The organism is Pseudomonas sp. ANT_H12B (assembly GCF_008369325.1).
In the GTDB taxonomy this organism is placed as follows: domain Bacteria; phylum Pseudomonadota; class Gammaproteobacteria; order Pseudomonadales; family Pseudomonadaceae; genus Aquipseudomonas.
Window position 1 is genome coordinate 1 of record NZ_VOBI01000033.1, and the last position, 14,599, is coordinate 14,599.

Genomic DNA, 14,599 nt, shown 5'->3' on the forward strand with positions numbered 1-14,599 from the left:
CGAACTCAGCAGTGAAACGATGCATCGCCGATGGTAGTGTGGGGTTTCCCCATGTGAGAGTAGGTCATCGTCAAGATTAAATTCCGAAACCCCTATCTGCGTATGCAGGTAGGGGTTTTGTTTTGCCTGCAGGAAAGCGGCGTGACGAAAAAAAGGGACGGCTCAACGGCTATCCCAGGTCCCAGCAGCATCGTTAATGAAACTTAGGCAGCACGTATTCAGCTATCTCTTCAATAACCTCTGCGACCGGTCGCTCGCTTCGGCGCAGATGCAGGCCAACATGCTGCACACCAGCCTCACGCAAAGCCTGAAGCTCATCGATCAGCGCCAACCGCCCACAACTACCGCCGAAACGCACACGCCGCATCGATGCATGAGGATTGCTCGCCAGATCCAGATGTACGAAGCTGATGTAGGGTTTATCACCCCCGACTTCTCTCCACAGTCCCACTCGGCGACGGTGTTCGTCCGGGGTGCCGGGGTAGGCGAGCCAGCCGTCCATGTATTGGCCGATCCACGCAGGGGATTGCTGACCGAGACCTGCTACGAGAAGCGGGGCGGCCTGATCGCGCTCCGGAAGTAACCGAGCACCTGCAGGCAGTCGCCCTTCGCCTTGGCTACGCAACAACTCAACGGTATCGCGAAAGATCTCTCCCCGCCGATCGTAGTCCACGCCAAACAACGGATATTCCATAGGACGGTCGCCACTGGCTACCCCCAGGAGCAGACGTCCATCACTCAACTCATCGACACTGTTGGCCGACTTGAGCGTTAACCAAGGCTGACGCAGGGGTAATACAACCGCCGCTGTGCCCAACATGATGTTGTCAGTGATCCCGGCCAGGTATCCAAGGTACGAAAAGGTTTCGAAGACCTGGGCCGCATCACCAAAATCGGGATCGTAAACCGGCACATCCCGAACCCAGAGCGCACGGAACCCTGACTTGTCGGCCAGGCGCGCCATGGCGGTGTGCTGCTTCAGGTCCGGAACACCAAAAGGCCGCTCTTGGGCAATGCGCAGCCGCTGCCCATCGCTGGACCAATCGTTATCCAGTGGCAGTTCGAGCCCTATGGAAAATCCATTCGTGCCAAGTAATCGTTGAAATCGTGGATGCATGAAAAGACTCCCAAATAAAACGCAATGACATGCACCCAGTATCTACAGCCCCATCCGCAAGAAAAATGCATGAATGGGAATATCAATCTTGCGTAAATCGCATGAGTTAGACCAAAAAAGAAATCACGCCCGACCGTCGTTTTGGCCCCCAAGAACAACCGATCGAGGAAATCACGCTAAATTGACCGCGTAGTTTTTGGTATGGTGCAGCTCGTTTTTTTAACGGACTGATTGCAAATCTATGGATTGATATTCCCCTTTACAGTCAAAGAGCTGCTGCAGAAATGCCCGAACCGATACCAATCAAGGACCACGAAAAAGAGACGCTCCTGGTCAACAAAAGGCTGATGGCTTGCGCCCTGTTCGTCGTCGCCATTACCTGCGCGCTGGTGGTGCGCATGTATGTCCTGCAAGTGGTCGAGTTCGACTATCACTCGACGATCTCCGAAAACAATCGTGTGCACGTATTGCCAATCACCCCCACGAGAGGGCTGATCTATGACCGCAACGGCGTGGTCCTGGCGGACAACCGGCCCAGCTTCAACCTGACCATCACCCGCGAGCGCGCTAGCGATGTCAACGAAGAGCTGGATGAGGTGATCAATCTCCTGCACTTACCGACCGAAGACCGCACGTTGTTCGACAAGGCAATGAAGCAGGCACGGCATCCATTCGTGCCGGTGACCTTGTTCTATGAACTCAGCGAAGAGCAAATTGCAGTACTGGCGGTAAACGAATTCCGCCTGCCAGGGATTGATGTCGAGCCACAGTTCGTTCGCCACTACCCGATGAGCGTGCACTTTGCGCATTCGATCGGCTACGTCGGTCGCATCAACGAGAAAGAGTCCAAGGCCCTGGATACGGTGGAATACCGTGGCACCCAATCCATCGGCAAGACCGGCATCGAAAAATTCTACGAGTCTGAACTGCACGGCCACGTTGGCTATGAAGAAGTTGAAACCAATGCCCAGGGCCGTGTGCTGCGCGTACTCAAGCACACCGATCCGATCCCCGGTAAAAACATCGTACTGAGCCTCGACGTCAAACTTCAGGAGGCCGCAGAACAGGCTTTGGGGGATCGTCGCGGTTCAGTGGTCGCTCTTGATCCGTCGACCGGCGAAGTGCTCGCGATGGTCAGCAAACCCAGCTTCGACCCGAACCTGTTCGTCACCGGGATCAGCTTCAAGGAGTACGCGGCGCTGCACGATTCCATCGATCGTCCGCTGTTCAACCGCGTGCTTCGCGGTCTCTACGCGCCGGGTTCGACCATCAAGCCGGAAGTGGCGATTGCCGGCCTCGACGCCGGCGTAGTCACCCCCCAGACCCGCGTCTTCGACCCGGGTTACTACCAATTGCCCGGCTTCGATCATAAATACCGTAACTGGAACCACAGCGGCGACGGTTGGGTGGACATGGACGCGGCAATCATGCGCTCCAACGATACTTACTTTTACGACTTGGCCCATAAGCTGGGCATTGATCGCCTGCACGACTACATGGCGATGTTCGGCCTCGGCGAGAAGGTCTCGCTGGACATGTTCGAAGAATCCGCAGGCCTGATGCCGTCCCAGGCCTGGAAGCGCGCTACGCGCCGTCAACCGTGGTTCCCGGGTGAAACGGTGATTCTCGGCATCGGCCAGGGCTACATGCAGGTCACACCGCTGCAGCTGGCCCAGGCCACCGCGCTGATCGCCAACAAAGGTGTGTGGAACCGACCGCATCTGGCCAAGACCGTGGACGGCGTAGCGCCGGTGGATGAGCATCCGATGCCGAACATCCTGCTCAAGGATCCGCGTGACTGGGAACAGGTCAACCACGGCATGCAGAGGGTGATGCACGATGCACGCGGGATTGCCCGGGCGGCAGCGGCGGGGGCCCAATACCGTATCGCTGGCAAGAGTGGTACCGCGCAAGTGGTGGCGATCAAGCAGGGCGAACGCTACAACCGGGCGAAAACCCTGGAGCGTAACCGTGACAACGCCTTGTTCGTCGGTTTCGCCCCGGCCGAGCATCCAAAGATTGTCATCTCGGTGATGATCGAAAACGGTGAGGCGGGTGGTCGCGTCGCGGGTCCCGTGGTGCGGCAAATCATGGACGCCTGGTTGCTCGATCAGAACGGTCATTTGAAGCCGCAATACGCCACTCCCGTCAAAACACCGGGCGACCCTCACGTCTAAGAGCGTTAATAAAGCTTCACAGCACAGGCTCACGAATACTGAGCATGTGCTGGAAGCTTTCGAGAAACACGGTTTCAGCCTGACTCATCTTCTGCTCGCGATTCCACAACAGCTGGATATCGAAATCCACCACCCCATCTTCCGGCGGCAACCGCCAGAGCAAACCTTGCTCGACATCTCGACGCACCAGATGAGTCGGCAGACAGCCAATGCCGAACCCTGCGCAGATCAAGCGGTATATCTCCTCGAAACTCGTCGATGAAGCAACGATCTTTCCGGTAAAGCCTTGCTGGTCGCGAAACAGTGTCAGGGGCGAAAGATTACCTCCCAATTGATCGCTGGTGAAGCTGACGAAGTTCTCTGCGGCGAGCTGTTCCAGTGTCAGATTTGCTTGCCCGAACAGCCGATGACGCTGTCCGCAGAAGTACGCATATCGCTCGCGAAACAGCACCCGCTGCTCCAGTCGCGGCTGCGGTAAACGACACAGGCCCACGCCTACTGTCGCGGTCTTTTGCAACAGCGAACAAGCCGCTTTTACTCGAGCGTTGGCGTGCGGGAGAGCCGGTGGCGCAGGTGTTGCGCGTCTAGGTTGTCAGGCAACGTTGCAGGCTCTCGATGAACATCGTCTCGGCCCGGCTCATGCGTTGCTCGCGGTTCCACAGCAAGTGAATATCCACATCGGCAATCCCTTCGTGTGGCGGCAGGCGCCAGAGCAATCCGGCTTCGACGTCCGCCGCCACCACGTGCTCGGGTAAACAGCCAATACCGAACCCGGCGATCACCAGTCGCCGGACTTCTTCCAGGCTCGGTGACGACGCGACGATCCGTCCGCTGAAACCCTGCTGATCACGAAAGATCGTCAGCGGTGACAGCATGCCGCCGATCTGGTCGCTGGTGAAACTGACGAAATTCTCCCGCTGCAAATCCCCTTCGGCGACGTTCTGCTGGCCGAACAGCGCATGGTGCTTGCCGCAGAAAAACGCATAGCGTTGACGCAGGAACAGTCGTTGTTCCAGGCGCGGTTGTGGGCGGCGATTGAGGCTCAGGCCGAGGGTCGCGGTCTTTTCCTGCAAAGCGCTGACGATGTCGGAACTGCGCATCACCTCCACCTCCAGATCGACCCGCGGGTGCTGGCGATGGAAGTCCGCGAGGAAGTCATCGAAACGTTCCGAGAAGATCCGGCTGACGATCAGCAATCGAACCTTGCCGATCACTTCGTCGGCCGGTCGCTCCAGCACGCTGCTGACCTGAGACATCTGTCCATAGATTTCTCCGGCCAGTTCGAAGATCTGCTCGCCGACTTCGGTGAGCGCAAACCGTGGCCCGCGACGGGCGATCAGCTGCCGACCCAGTTGTTCTTCCAGACGCTTCAGCGCCTGGCTCACCGCCGGTTGCGTCAGGTGCAGGCGGGCGGCGGCGCGGCTGATGCTCAGCTCCTGACCGATCACCCGGAAAGTGCGCAGCAGGTTCCAGTCCAGACGATCATTGAGCAGGCGTTGCACTTCGCGTTCGGCCATGGCGGCTCTCGATTATAAGGTGACGTAATAGTTCGCATAATAAATAGAAAATTGACTAATCATAGCCCCCAGACGATAAATCAACTCCAGACAGGCGCCGCCAGAGTGCCTTGAATCCGCCGTTTCTCTCCTGCCAAAAAAACAATCAAAGGAGCCTGACCATGAAGCCCAACGCTTCGCCCCAGCCACGCCGCGCTGCGGCTGCTGCATTCATCGGCACCATGATCGAGTGGTACGACTTTTACATCTACGCTACCGCTGCCGCGCTGGTATTCGGTGCGCTATTTTTCCCTTCCGACGACAAACTGTTCAGCACCATGGCCGCCTTCGGCACCTTCGCCGTGGGCTTCTTTGCTCGACCGTTGGGCGGGATTATCTTTGGCCATATCGGCGACCGCATCGGTCGCAAGAAGTCGCTGATCATCACCTTGCTGATGATGGGCGTGGTGACGGTGTGCATCGGCTTGCTGCCCACCTACGCACAAATCGGTGCCGCGGCGCCGGTGCTGTTGATCCTGCTGCGCATCGTCCAGGGCATTGCGGTTGGTGGCGAGTGGGGCGGCGCGGTGTTGATGGCGGGTGAGCATGCGCCGAAGGGGCGTCGCAATTTCTTCGCCTCCTTTGCTCAATTGGGCAGCCCGGCGGGTTTGATCCTGTCGTTGCTGGCCTTCAGTGCGGTTACCCGTTTGCCGGAAGAAGACCTGATGAGCTGGGGCTGGCGTCTGCCGTTTCTCGCCAGCTCGCTGTTGTTGCTGGTCGGCCTGGCGATTCGCCTGGGCGTAAATGAGTCGCCGGAATTCCTCGCCAGCCGCGAACTGGCGCGCAAAAGTACACGCAAGGAGCAGGCACCGGTCATGGAAGTGCTGCGCACCGCGTGGCGTCCGCTGCTGCTGTGCATCGGCGCCAACACCCTCGGGATCGCAGGGGTGTATTTCACCAACACCTTCATGATCGCCTACACCACCCAGCAACTCGAACTGCCGCGCTCGCTGATTCTTGAGTGCCTGTTTGTGGTGGCGATCATTCAGTTCTGCATTCAACCGCTGGCGGCATGGGTTGCCGAGAAAATGGGCGCGACGCGTTTCCTGTGCCTGGTGTCGTTGCTGGCGATGGCCTCGCCGTACCCGATGTTCGTGCTGGTCAGTTCGGCCCAGGCGCCGCTGATCATCCTCGGCATCGCCCTTGCGGTGGTGTGCATGGCGTCGTTCTACGCGGTAATCGCCGGTTACGTCAGCGGCATGTTCGAAACCCGCGTGCGCTACACCGCGATCTCGCTGGCCTATCAGATTTGCGGTGCCCTGGCGGGTGGTCTGACGCCGCTGATCGGCACGATGCTGGCGCACAAATACGCCGGCCAATGGTGGCCGATGGCGGTGTTCTACAGCCTGATCGCCGCGACGTCACTGATCTGTGTCTTGTCCCTTGCCCGTCGCCATGCCAGCGCTGAACGCATTGAAATGGCCAACGCGTAATCAAAGTTTTCCAGGAGTAACTCATGTTGAAAATTAATGGCGAACGCCTGTGGGCGAGCCTGATGGCCATGGCCGAAATCGGCGCCACCGCCCGTGGCGGTAGCTGCCGTCTGGCCTTGAGCGATGACGACAAGGCCGGTCGTGAATTGTTTTCCCATTGGTGCCGCGAAGCGGGCATGACCCTGAGCGTGGACGCTATCGGCAACTTGTTCGCCCGCCGCGCTGGCACCGATCCGGATGCCGCCCCGGTGATGATGGGCAGCCACCTCGACACCCAACCTGAAGGCGGGCGTTTCGATGGCGTCTACGGCGTGCTTGCCGGCCTGGAAGTGGTGCGTTGCCTGAATGACCTGGGCATCCAGACCCGCAAACCGCTGGAAGTGGCGGTCTGGACCAACGAAGAAGGCGCACGCTTCACTCCGGCGATGTTCGGCTCGGCGGTGTTCACCGGCATCATGCAACTGGACGCGGCGCTGGCGGTGCGTGACATCGACGGCATCAGCGTTGCCGAGGCGCTGCAACGCACCGGTTATGCCGGCGAGCGTCCATTGGGCGGTGCGGTGGATGCGTACTTTGAAGCGCACATCGAACAAGGGCCGATCCTCGAAGATAACGCCAAGAGCATCGGCGTGGTCAGCGGCGGGCAGGCGATTCGCTGGCTCGACGTGCGGGTCGAAGGCATGGCTGCCCACGCCGGCACCACGCCGATGCCGCTGCGCAAGGACGCCTTGTACGGCGTGGCGCGGATGATTCAGTCGATCGAGGAATTGGCCAGTGATTTCGCCCCTGAAGGCCTGACCACCGTCGGTGAATTGAACATCAACAAATCGTCACGCAACACCATTCCGGGGCTGGTGAATTTCACCGTCGACCTGCGTCATCACCGCGATGAAGCGATTGAGGTCATGGAGCAGCAAGTCCGCGAGCGGCTTCAGGCGATAGCCGATAGCCGAGGCTTGAACCTGACGATTACGCCTCACTGGATCAGCCCGGCAACACCGTTCGATGCCGATTGTGTGGCGGCCGTGCAGCAGGCGGTAGACGCGCTGGGCTACGCTCAGCAATCGATTGTCAGCGGCGCCGGGCACGATGCGATTCATCTGGCGCGGTTCTGCCCGACGGCCATGGTGTTCATCCCTTGTGTCGGCGGCTTGAGCCATAACGAAGCTGAAGACGTGTTGCCCGAAGACGTGCGTCAGGGCACCGATGTGTTGCTCAACGCCGTGCTGAGCCGTGCCGGCAAAGTCGAGTAAACGCAATCCCATGTGGGAGCGAGCCTGCTCGCGAAAGCGTTGTGTCAAACAAACATGGCGTCGACTGATACTCCCTCTTCGCGAGCAGGCTCGCTCCCACAGTTGAACGCACTCGGTTTCAAGATTTACGTTAACTGACAGGTGATAATCCATGCGCAGTTTTTTCCATCCCGAACAATTGCTTCACCATCCACGCAGTTACTACTCCCGTGGGCAGATGCGCACGCCGCAGGAAGTGCCGGAGCGCGCTCAACGATTGGTGCAGGCATCGCACGCGTTGGGTTTTACGGTTGAGCAACCGACCGATGCCGGTCTCGATCCGCTGCTGGCGGTCCACGGTGCGCCGTATCTGACGTTCTTGCAGGAAGCTCATCAGCGCTGGAAGGAGATCCCCGAGGACTGGGGCGACGAAGTGATGTCGAACATCTTCGTCCGCGAGCCAAACGCCCTGCGCGGAATTCTCGCCCAGGCCGCTCGTTATCTGGCGGATGGCAGTTGCCCGGTGGGCGAGCAGACCTGGCGTTCGGCCTACTGGTCGGCGCAGAGCGCCATTGCCGGGGCCCAGGCGTTGCTGGATGGCGAGCCGGCGGCATATGCCTTGTGTCGTCCACCGGGTCATCACGCCCGGGCCGAGGCCGCGGGTGGTTTCTGCTATGTGAACAACGCGGCGGTGGCGGCGCAGGTGTTGCGGGGCGGGTTTGAGCGAGTCGCGGTGCTCGACACTGACATGCACCACGGGCAAGGGATTCAGGAGATTTTCTACGACCGCGATGATGTGCTGTACGTCTCGGTGCATGGCGACCCGACCAACTTCTATCCGGGGGTTGCCGGGTTTGCTGATGAACGGGGTGTCGGGAAGGGCGAGGGGTTCAACCTCAACTTGCCGATGGCGCATGGCGCCAGTGAAGCCGACTTTCTGGGTCAATTGGACGTGGCATTGGCGGCGGTGAAAGACTTCGGCGCCGAGGTGCTGGTGTTGTCTTTGGGCTTCGATATTTTCGAGCTCGATCCGCAGAGCAAAGTGGCGGTGACGCGTGAAGGGTTTGCGCTATTGGGCGAGCGGATTCGCAGCCTTGGGTTGCCGTGTCTGATTGTGCAAGAGGGGGGGTATCACCTGGAGAGTCTGGAGGATAATGCGCGGGCGTTTTTTGTGAATGCCGAGGTGTGGCAGCTCTGAGCCTTGAGTTGTCTGAGAGACCGTAATCGCGAGCAGGCTCGCTCCCACAGGTTTGGCGTCGTTCACAAATCTGCGGTTCAACCGGGTCAACTGTGGGAGCGAGTCTGCTCGCGATGAACGATGACTCGGTCCACCTGACAGAACCCAAGTGCTGTAATGCACTTGCCATCGCCCTGACGTTAACGTAAAGATTGCGGCAGGGCGCTGATCTTGAAAAAGCGCAGGGCGGACCGATCCGGAGCGCTTGATGACGCTAATAAAAACAACTCCCCCCAAGCTACACAGCGAAGCCCGGCTGGCTCGGGAAAAACTCCATCTGGAGGGCGAAGTCCCCGATGGCGTGTTGCGCGCGGAAATCGATGCGTCGTGGCGACGTAGCCTGAGCCATGGCGTGCATTTCAATGCCAAGCATGAGCTGGCGCTGGAATCGAGCGCGAGTCTCGACGTGCTGTTGGCGAGCAATCGGCTGCTGATCGATGCGGCATTGCCGGCCATCGATTACCTGGCCGAACGGCAAGGCAAGGAAGGGCTGATCATCCTCGCCAATTCCGACGCCACCATCCTCGCCGTCGAAGGTCGTGCCGATCGTCTCAAGGGCAGCGGCCTGCAAGACATCACCCTTGGCGCCTGCTGGAGCGAAGCCGCTCGCGGCACCAATGCCCTCGGCACCGCGCTGGTGGAAGCGCGGCCCACGATGATCGATTGCGGCGAACATTACCTTGATCGCCTGAGCGATTTCTCCTGCACGTCAGTGCCGATTTATTGCCCGCAAGGCGACATCCTCGGCGTGCTCGACCTGACCCGTGAAGGCCCGCTCGGCCGCGTCCACGACAGCACCGCGTTGCTGGCCATGGCCGTCAGCCAGATCGAAAGCCGCGTGTTCAACGCCAGTTATCCGGACGAGATCGTCCTGGCCTTCCACAGCCGTCGGCAATACCTCGAATCCCCTTGGCAGGGCCTGTTGGCGGTGAACCTCGGCGGGCAGATTCTCGCGGTCAGCGCCCAGGCCTGTCAGTTGCTCCACGCCGAACGCTCGGCGTTGGTCGGTCGACGCTGTGAAGAGTTTCTGGGCGTCGATGGCCTGCAACTGTTATCGCGCCTGCATCAGGGCGGCGTCGGCAGCCTGCAAACCGCCAAAGGCGAATTCTTCTACAAAACCCTGCGCGCGCCACAACGTTCGATCAACGTCAGCAGCCCACCGCGCAGTGCCGCCAAAACGGCCAAACCACAGCCAGACCTGGAATCTCTGGCCGGCAGCAACGTCCGTTATGCCAGGGCTTTGCGCATGGCCCGCCAAGGTCTGGCCAATGAGTTGCCGGTGTTGCTGCTGGGTGAAACCGGCACCGGTAAGGAAGTCATCGCCCGCGCCCTGCACATGGCCGGCACCCGCTGCGACAAACCCTTCGTCGCGGTGAACTGCGCGGCGATCCCCGAAGGCCTGATCGAATCAGAACTGTTCGGCTACCGCGAAGGCGCGTTCACCGGCTCCCGTCGTGGCGGCATGATCGGTCGCCTGCAACAGGCCCATGGCGGCACCTTGTTTCTCGATGAAATCGGCGACATGCCGCTGGCCTTGCAAGCCCGTTTGCTGCGCGTGTTGCAGGACCGCAAAGTCGCCCCGCTGGGTGCCGGCGAGGAACAGGATATCGACGTCGCGCTGATCTGCGCCACGCACCGCGACCTCAAGCGCCTGGTGGAAGACAAACACTTCCGTGAAGACCTGTTTTACCGGGTCAACGGCATCAGCGTGATGCTTCCGGCCCTGCGCGAGCGCGAAGATTTCAGCGGTCTGGTTGCGCGTCTGCTGGCCAAGCTGGATGCACCGACAGTGGTTTTGCATGACGATTTGAATCGCTTGCTCAGCGGGTATCACTGGCCGGGCAATATCCGCCAACTGGAAATGGTCCTGCGCACTGCGTTGGCCATGCGTGAACCGGGCGACACGGCACTCACCCTCGACCACTTGCCCGACAGCATGCTGGACGAACTGACCGCTACCGAACGCCCTCAGTCGGGCAGCATTCGCGAAAATGAACTGGATCTGATTCGCCAATCTCTGGACAGCCATCAGGGCAACGTTTCGGCCGCCGCCGACGCCTTGGGCATCAGCCGCGCGACCTTGTATCGCAAGCTCAAACAGTTGCGCTCGTGATGCAGCGCTTGATCGTTCGGCTGATCGACAGCCAGAACCCCGAAGCCCTGCAAGCGGCGTTGCGTTGGCTCTACAGCTTCGTGCGCCCGCATCGTCTGGCGATTGCCGGGCTGCTCGGTTTGTCGGTCTGCGCCTCGTCGCTGGTACTGGTGCAGCCGTGGCTGACCAAATTGCTGATCGACGATGGTTTGCTGGCGCGTAATTTTCCGATGCTGGTGCTGATCGCCGGGCTGATGATCGTCGCCGGGTTGCTCGGCACGGCACTGTCGGGGATCAATCGTTACCTGCACACGCGGCTGTCCGGGCGGATTCTGTTTGCCCTGCGCGATGACCTCTATCGGCATTTGCAGAAACTGTCGCCGAGTTTCTACGGTCAGCGGCGTATCGGTGACCTGATGTCGCGTCTTGACGGCGACGTCGCGGAGATCCAGCGCTTCGCCGTGGACTCGCTATTTTCGGCGGTATCGAGCGTGATCGGCCTGGTGGTCGCGGTGGCGATGCTGTTGACCCTGTCGTGGAAACTCTCGTTGCTGGCGCTGGTGCTGATCCCCCTCGACGTGCTCTGGCTGCGCTGGATGCGGCGCAAGGTCGAGCGTGACGTGCGGCAATTGCGTGAGCGCTCGGCGGACATGTCCTCGTTCATGGTCGAGACGCTGCCGGTGATGAAGTTCATTCAGTCTGCTGGTCAGCAACAGCGCGAATCGCGGCGGCTGGAGACGCTTGGCCAGGGCTATATGAGCCAGTTGCTACGTCTGCAAGTCACTGAGTTTTTCACCCAGGCAGTGCCCGGCACGCTGACTTCTTTGTCCCGAGCCTGTGCGTTTTTGATCGGTGGTTATTGGGTGGTGCAAGGGACTTGGCAGCTGGGCGCGCTGATCGCGTTTTCCACTTACCTGGGCATGGCGGTCGGGCCGGTTCAGAGCCTGCTGGGTCTCTATGTCGCGATTCAACGCATGACCGTCAGCCTCGGGCGGGTGATGGAGTTGCGTGGCGAAGAGCCGACCGTTCTGACGCCGGTTACGCCGCAGCCGATGCCGACCTCGGGCGAGCTGCGATTCGACGACGTGCACTTCAGCCATCCCGGCCGCCCGAGCACCTTGCGCGGTATTGAGGCGCGCATTCCCTACGGTTTGAAAGTCGCCCTGAGCGGCGGTTCCGGGGTCGGTAAATCGACCCTGATCGATCTGCTGCTACGGCACCACGATCCGCAGTCTGGCCGGGTGTTGCTGGGGGAGGTCGACTTGCGTGAACTGGACCTGTTCCAGCTACGCCGGCGGATTGCGGTGGTCAGTCAGGACATCGTGCTGTTTCGCGGCAGCCTGGCCGATAACCTCGCCTACGCGGTACCGGACGCCAGCCGCGAAGCGATTGCCGAAGTCGCTCGGCTGGCGCAACTCGACAGCTTGATCGAGTCCTTGCCCGAAGGCCTCGACAGCCCGTTGGGTGAGCGCGGTCAGCAGTTGTCCGGCGGGCAGAAACAGCGTATCGCCATCGCCCGGGCGTTGTTGCAGGATCCGTTGATTCTGGTGCTCGACGAAGCGACCTCGGCGGTGGATGAAGCCACCGAGCGCGAAGTCATTGAAGCCATCGATCGACTGTTCGCCGGGCGCACGCGGATCCTGATCAGCCATCGTCCTTCCACGCTGGCCGATGCCGATCTGCGCTTTGAATTGCTCGACGGCGTACTCACTTCAAAAACGGTGCTGCATGAAGCCTGAGCTGCGGATTGGTGTGGTGGACAGCGGTCACTCGGCGGCGCAGCGGGTGCAGGTGGTGGCCGGGCGACGGTTTTCGTTGCTGGAGGATGGACTGGCCGAAAGCGACTTGCGTGACGATCCGCTGGGCCACGGCAGCGCGGTGGTCGAGGCCATCGGTCGGCGGGCGCCTTCAGCGGTATTTTGCGTGGCGCAGGTGTTCGATCAGCGTGGGGTCACCAGCGCGTTGCAGATCGCCACGGCCATCGATTGGCTGGTGACGCAGGACGTGCGCCTGATCAATTTGAGTCTCGGCTTGCGACAGGATCGCAGCCTCTTGCGTGAGGCCTGCGCGGCAGCGGTGGCACGGGGCATTTTGCTTTGTGCCGCCAGTCCGGCCCAGGGCGAAGGGGTGTTTCCGGCGAATTATCCACAGGTGCTGCGAGTGACTGGGGATGCGCGTTGCGCTGAACAGCAATGGTCGTGGCTCAACAGCGCTCAGGCGGATTTCGCCGCGTGCGTGCATGGGACGTATCCGGGGCAGTCCGGCGCCAGTCTGGGATGTGCGGCGTTGAGCGGACACATTGCGGGTTTCCTCGCGGCACATCCCGAGGCGAGCAATGAGCAGGTGATCGACTGGCTACGGGGAAATGCTCGTTATCGCGGCCCTGAACGGCGCTTTGGCCCATGATCTTGATTCTGGGTGCAGGGCCTGCGGGGGCGGCAGTGGCCTTGGGGCTGCGACGGCTCGGCTACCCGGTGACGCTGGTCAGCGAATGGCGGCGGTTTGCGGCGCTGGAAGGCGTTTCCGTACGGGTGCTGGATGCCTTGCGTGGTGCGGGTCTGCATCGAGCATTGGCGGATGCGGCGCTGCCGTCCCAAAGACAGGTGTCATGGAACGGTCAGCAACATGCGCAGAACATCGAATTTCTGCTGGATCGTCCGCGCTTTGATCGAGGTCTGCGCGAGGGTCTGCGTCTTGCCGGCGTTGAGCTGATCGAAGGTCGGGTGCTGACTGTTCAGACATCGGCTTCGGGGCATCGGATCGAGATCGAAGGGCGCGACACGCTGGTCGCAGACTTTCTGGTGGAAGCTCGCGGACGCCAGGCCCCCGCACTCGGCAAAGGCTTGCGTGGGCCGCAGACGGTCAGCCTGCTCAATCGCTGGCAAGGCCTGCCGGGCGACACGGCCAGCGCCGTGGAAAGCCTTGAGGACGGCTGGGCGTGGATGGCGCGGCGGGCCGACGGCCAGTGTTACTGGCAATGGACGGTTGACGTGGCCAGCACCGAGTTACCGGGCAAGGCGATGTTGCTCGATTATTGTTGTGAGCGGCGCCAGGGTTCGGCGTTGGCGCGGGCGTTTTTCAGTGACGGACCGGAAATCGATCTGCAACTGCATGCACGCAGCAGCACGGCGATTTTGTCCCCGCAGGTGTGTGGCGATAACTGGATTCGGGTCGGCGACGCGGCGATGGCGGTGGATCCGCTGTCGGGTAATGGCATCTTTCAGTCCTTGTCTTCAGCGTTGCAGGCGCCGACGGTGATCAACACTTTATTGCGCAAGCCTGAGCGGGCCGCGCTGGCGCAGCGGTTTCATCAGCAACGGGTGGAACAGCTGTTTTTGCGATTTGCGCGGATAGGGCGGGATTTTTATGCCGATGAACAGCGTTGGTTGCAAAAGCCATTCTGGCAAGCGCGGCGGCAGTGGCCGGATGCCGAGGTCGCGCATGCCGATGCGGATTTCAATGCGCTGAGGATTGAGCGGGCGCCGGTGCTCAAGGATGGTTTTGTCGAGGAGGCCGAGGTGGTGATCACGGCGGATCAGCCATTGGGGATCTGGCATGTGCAAGGGGTTGAGCTGGCGCCGTTGGTGCGGCGGTTGCGTACAGAACCGGCCGAGCGGGCGTTGACGGGGCTGACGGTGGAGCAGGGGAGGATGGTCAGGAGTTGGTTACTGTCACAAGGCTTCAAACCCTGACATTTGAGCTGACTGGTCTGGCCCCATCGCGGGCTTGCCCGCGATGAGGCCCGTGAGGGCGCC

General features: G+C 60.8%; 10 protein-coding genes and 1 pseudogene. 8 read left to right on the forward strand and 3 right to left on the reverse strand.

What is annotated here, in order from left to right; genetic code table 11:
* Positions 1 to 193 precede the first annotated feature (193 nt).
* Positions 194 to 1,117, reverse strand: a complete 924-nt coding sequence (locus tag FQ185_RS29040; RefSeq protein WP_149420438.1) for a TIGR03571 family LLM class oxidoreductase — start codon at positions 1,115 to 1,117, stop codon at positions 194 to 196.
* Between the two features lie 284 nt (positions 1,118 to 1,401).
* Between FQ185_RS29040 and mrdA the strand changes: the two genes are divergently transcribed.
* On the forward strand, positions 1,402 to 3,294 hold the full coding sequence (gene mrdA, locus FQ185_RS29045) for a penicillin-binding protein 2 (RefSeq protein WP_149420439.1): 1,893 nt from the start codon (positions 1,402 to 1,404) through the stop codon (positions 3,292 to 3,294).
* 16 nt (positions 3,295 to 3,310) lie between these two features.
* On the opposite strand, the pseudogene FQ185_RS29050 reads toward mrdA, so the two are convergent.
* Both FQ185_RS29050 and FQ185_RS29055 read right to left on the reverse strand, forming a co-directional pair.
* Positions 3,311 to 3,817, reverse strand: a pseudogene (locus FQ185_RS29050) (LysR family transcriptional regulator substrate-binding protein); the annotation flags it as partial.
* A 61-nt stretch (positions 3,818 to 3,878) separates the two neighbouring features.
* The gene (locus FQ185_RS29055; RefSeq protein ID WP_149420440.1) at positions 3,879 to 4,811 is read right to left on the reverse strand and encodes a LysR family transcriptional regulator; all 933 of its coding nucleotides are present in this window, start codon (positions 4,809 to 4,811) and stop codon (positions 3,879 to 3,881) included.
* Positions 4,812 to 4,972: 161 nt separating this feature from the next.
* Here FQ185_RS29055 and FQ185_RS29060 point away from each other — a divergent pair, with 161 nt between their 5' ends.
* The 7 genes from FQ185_RS29060 (at position 4,973) to FQ185_RS29090 (ending at position 14,536) form a co-directional block, all read left to right on the forward strand.
* On the forward strand, positions 4,973 to 6,283 hold the full coding sequence (locus FQ185_RS29060) for an MFS transporter (RefSeq protein WP_149420441.1): 1,311 nt from the start codon (positions 4,973 to 4,975) through the stop codon (positions 6,281 to 6,283).
* Between the two features lie 23 nt (positions 6,284 to 6,306).
* Positions 6,307 to 7,536 carry a Zn-dependent hydrolase gene (locus FQ185_RS29065; protein ID WP_149420442.1) on the forward strand — a complete coding sequence of 410 codons (1,230 nt, stop codon included), beginning with the start codon at positions 6,307 to 6,309 and terminating at the stop codon, positions 7,534 to 7,536.
* 151 nt (positions 7,537 to 7,687) lie between these two features.
* Positions 7,688 to 8,713 carry a histone deacetylase family protein gene (locus tag FQ185_RS29070; RefSeq protein WP_149420443.1) on the forward strand — a complete coding sequence of 342 codons (1,026 nt, stop codon included), beginning with the start codon at positions 7,688 to 7,690 and terminating at the stop codon, positions 8,711 to 8,713.
* 247 nt (positions 8,714 to 8,960) lie between these two features.
* Positions 8,961 to 10,865 carry a sigma-54-dependent Fis family transcriptional regulator gene (locus tag FQ185_RS29075; RefSeq protein WP_149420444.1) on the forward strand — a complete coding sequence of 635 codons (1,905 nt, stop codon included), beginning with the start codon at positions 8,961 to 8,963 and terminating at the stop codon, positions 10,863 to 10,865.
* Positions 10,865 to 12,583, forward strand: a complete 1,719-nt coding sequence (locus FQ185_RS29080) for an ABC transporter ATP-binding protein (protein ID WP_149420445.1) — start codon at positions 10,865 to 10,867, stop codon at positions 12,581 to 12,583. The genes FQ185_RS29075 and FQ185_RS29080 overlap by 1 nt, the downstream gene beginning before the upstream one ends.
* Complete coding sequence (locus FQ185_RS29085) at positions 12,573 to 13,250, forward strand: S8 family serine peptidase (protein ID WP_149420446.1); 678 nt, start codon at positions 12,573 to 12,575, stop codon at positions 13,248 to 13,250. The genes FQ185_RS29080 and FQ185_RS29085 overlap by 11 nt, the downstream gene beginning before the upstream one ends.
* Entirely contained in the window at positions 13,247 to 14,536 is a 1,290-nt protein-coding gene (locus FQ185_RS29090; protein ID WP_149420447.1) for a tryptophan 7-halogenase, read from the forward strand. The genes FQ185_RS29085 and FQ185_RS29090 overlap by 4 nt, the downstream gene beginning before the upstream one ends.
* Positions 14,537 to 14,599: the final 63 nt, after the last annotated feature.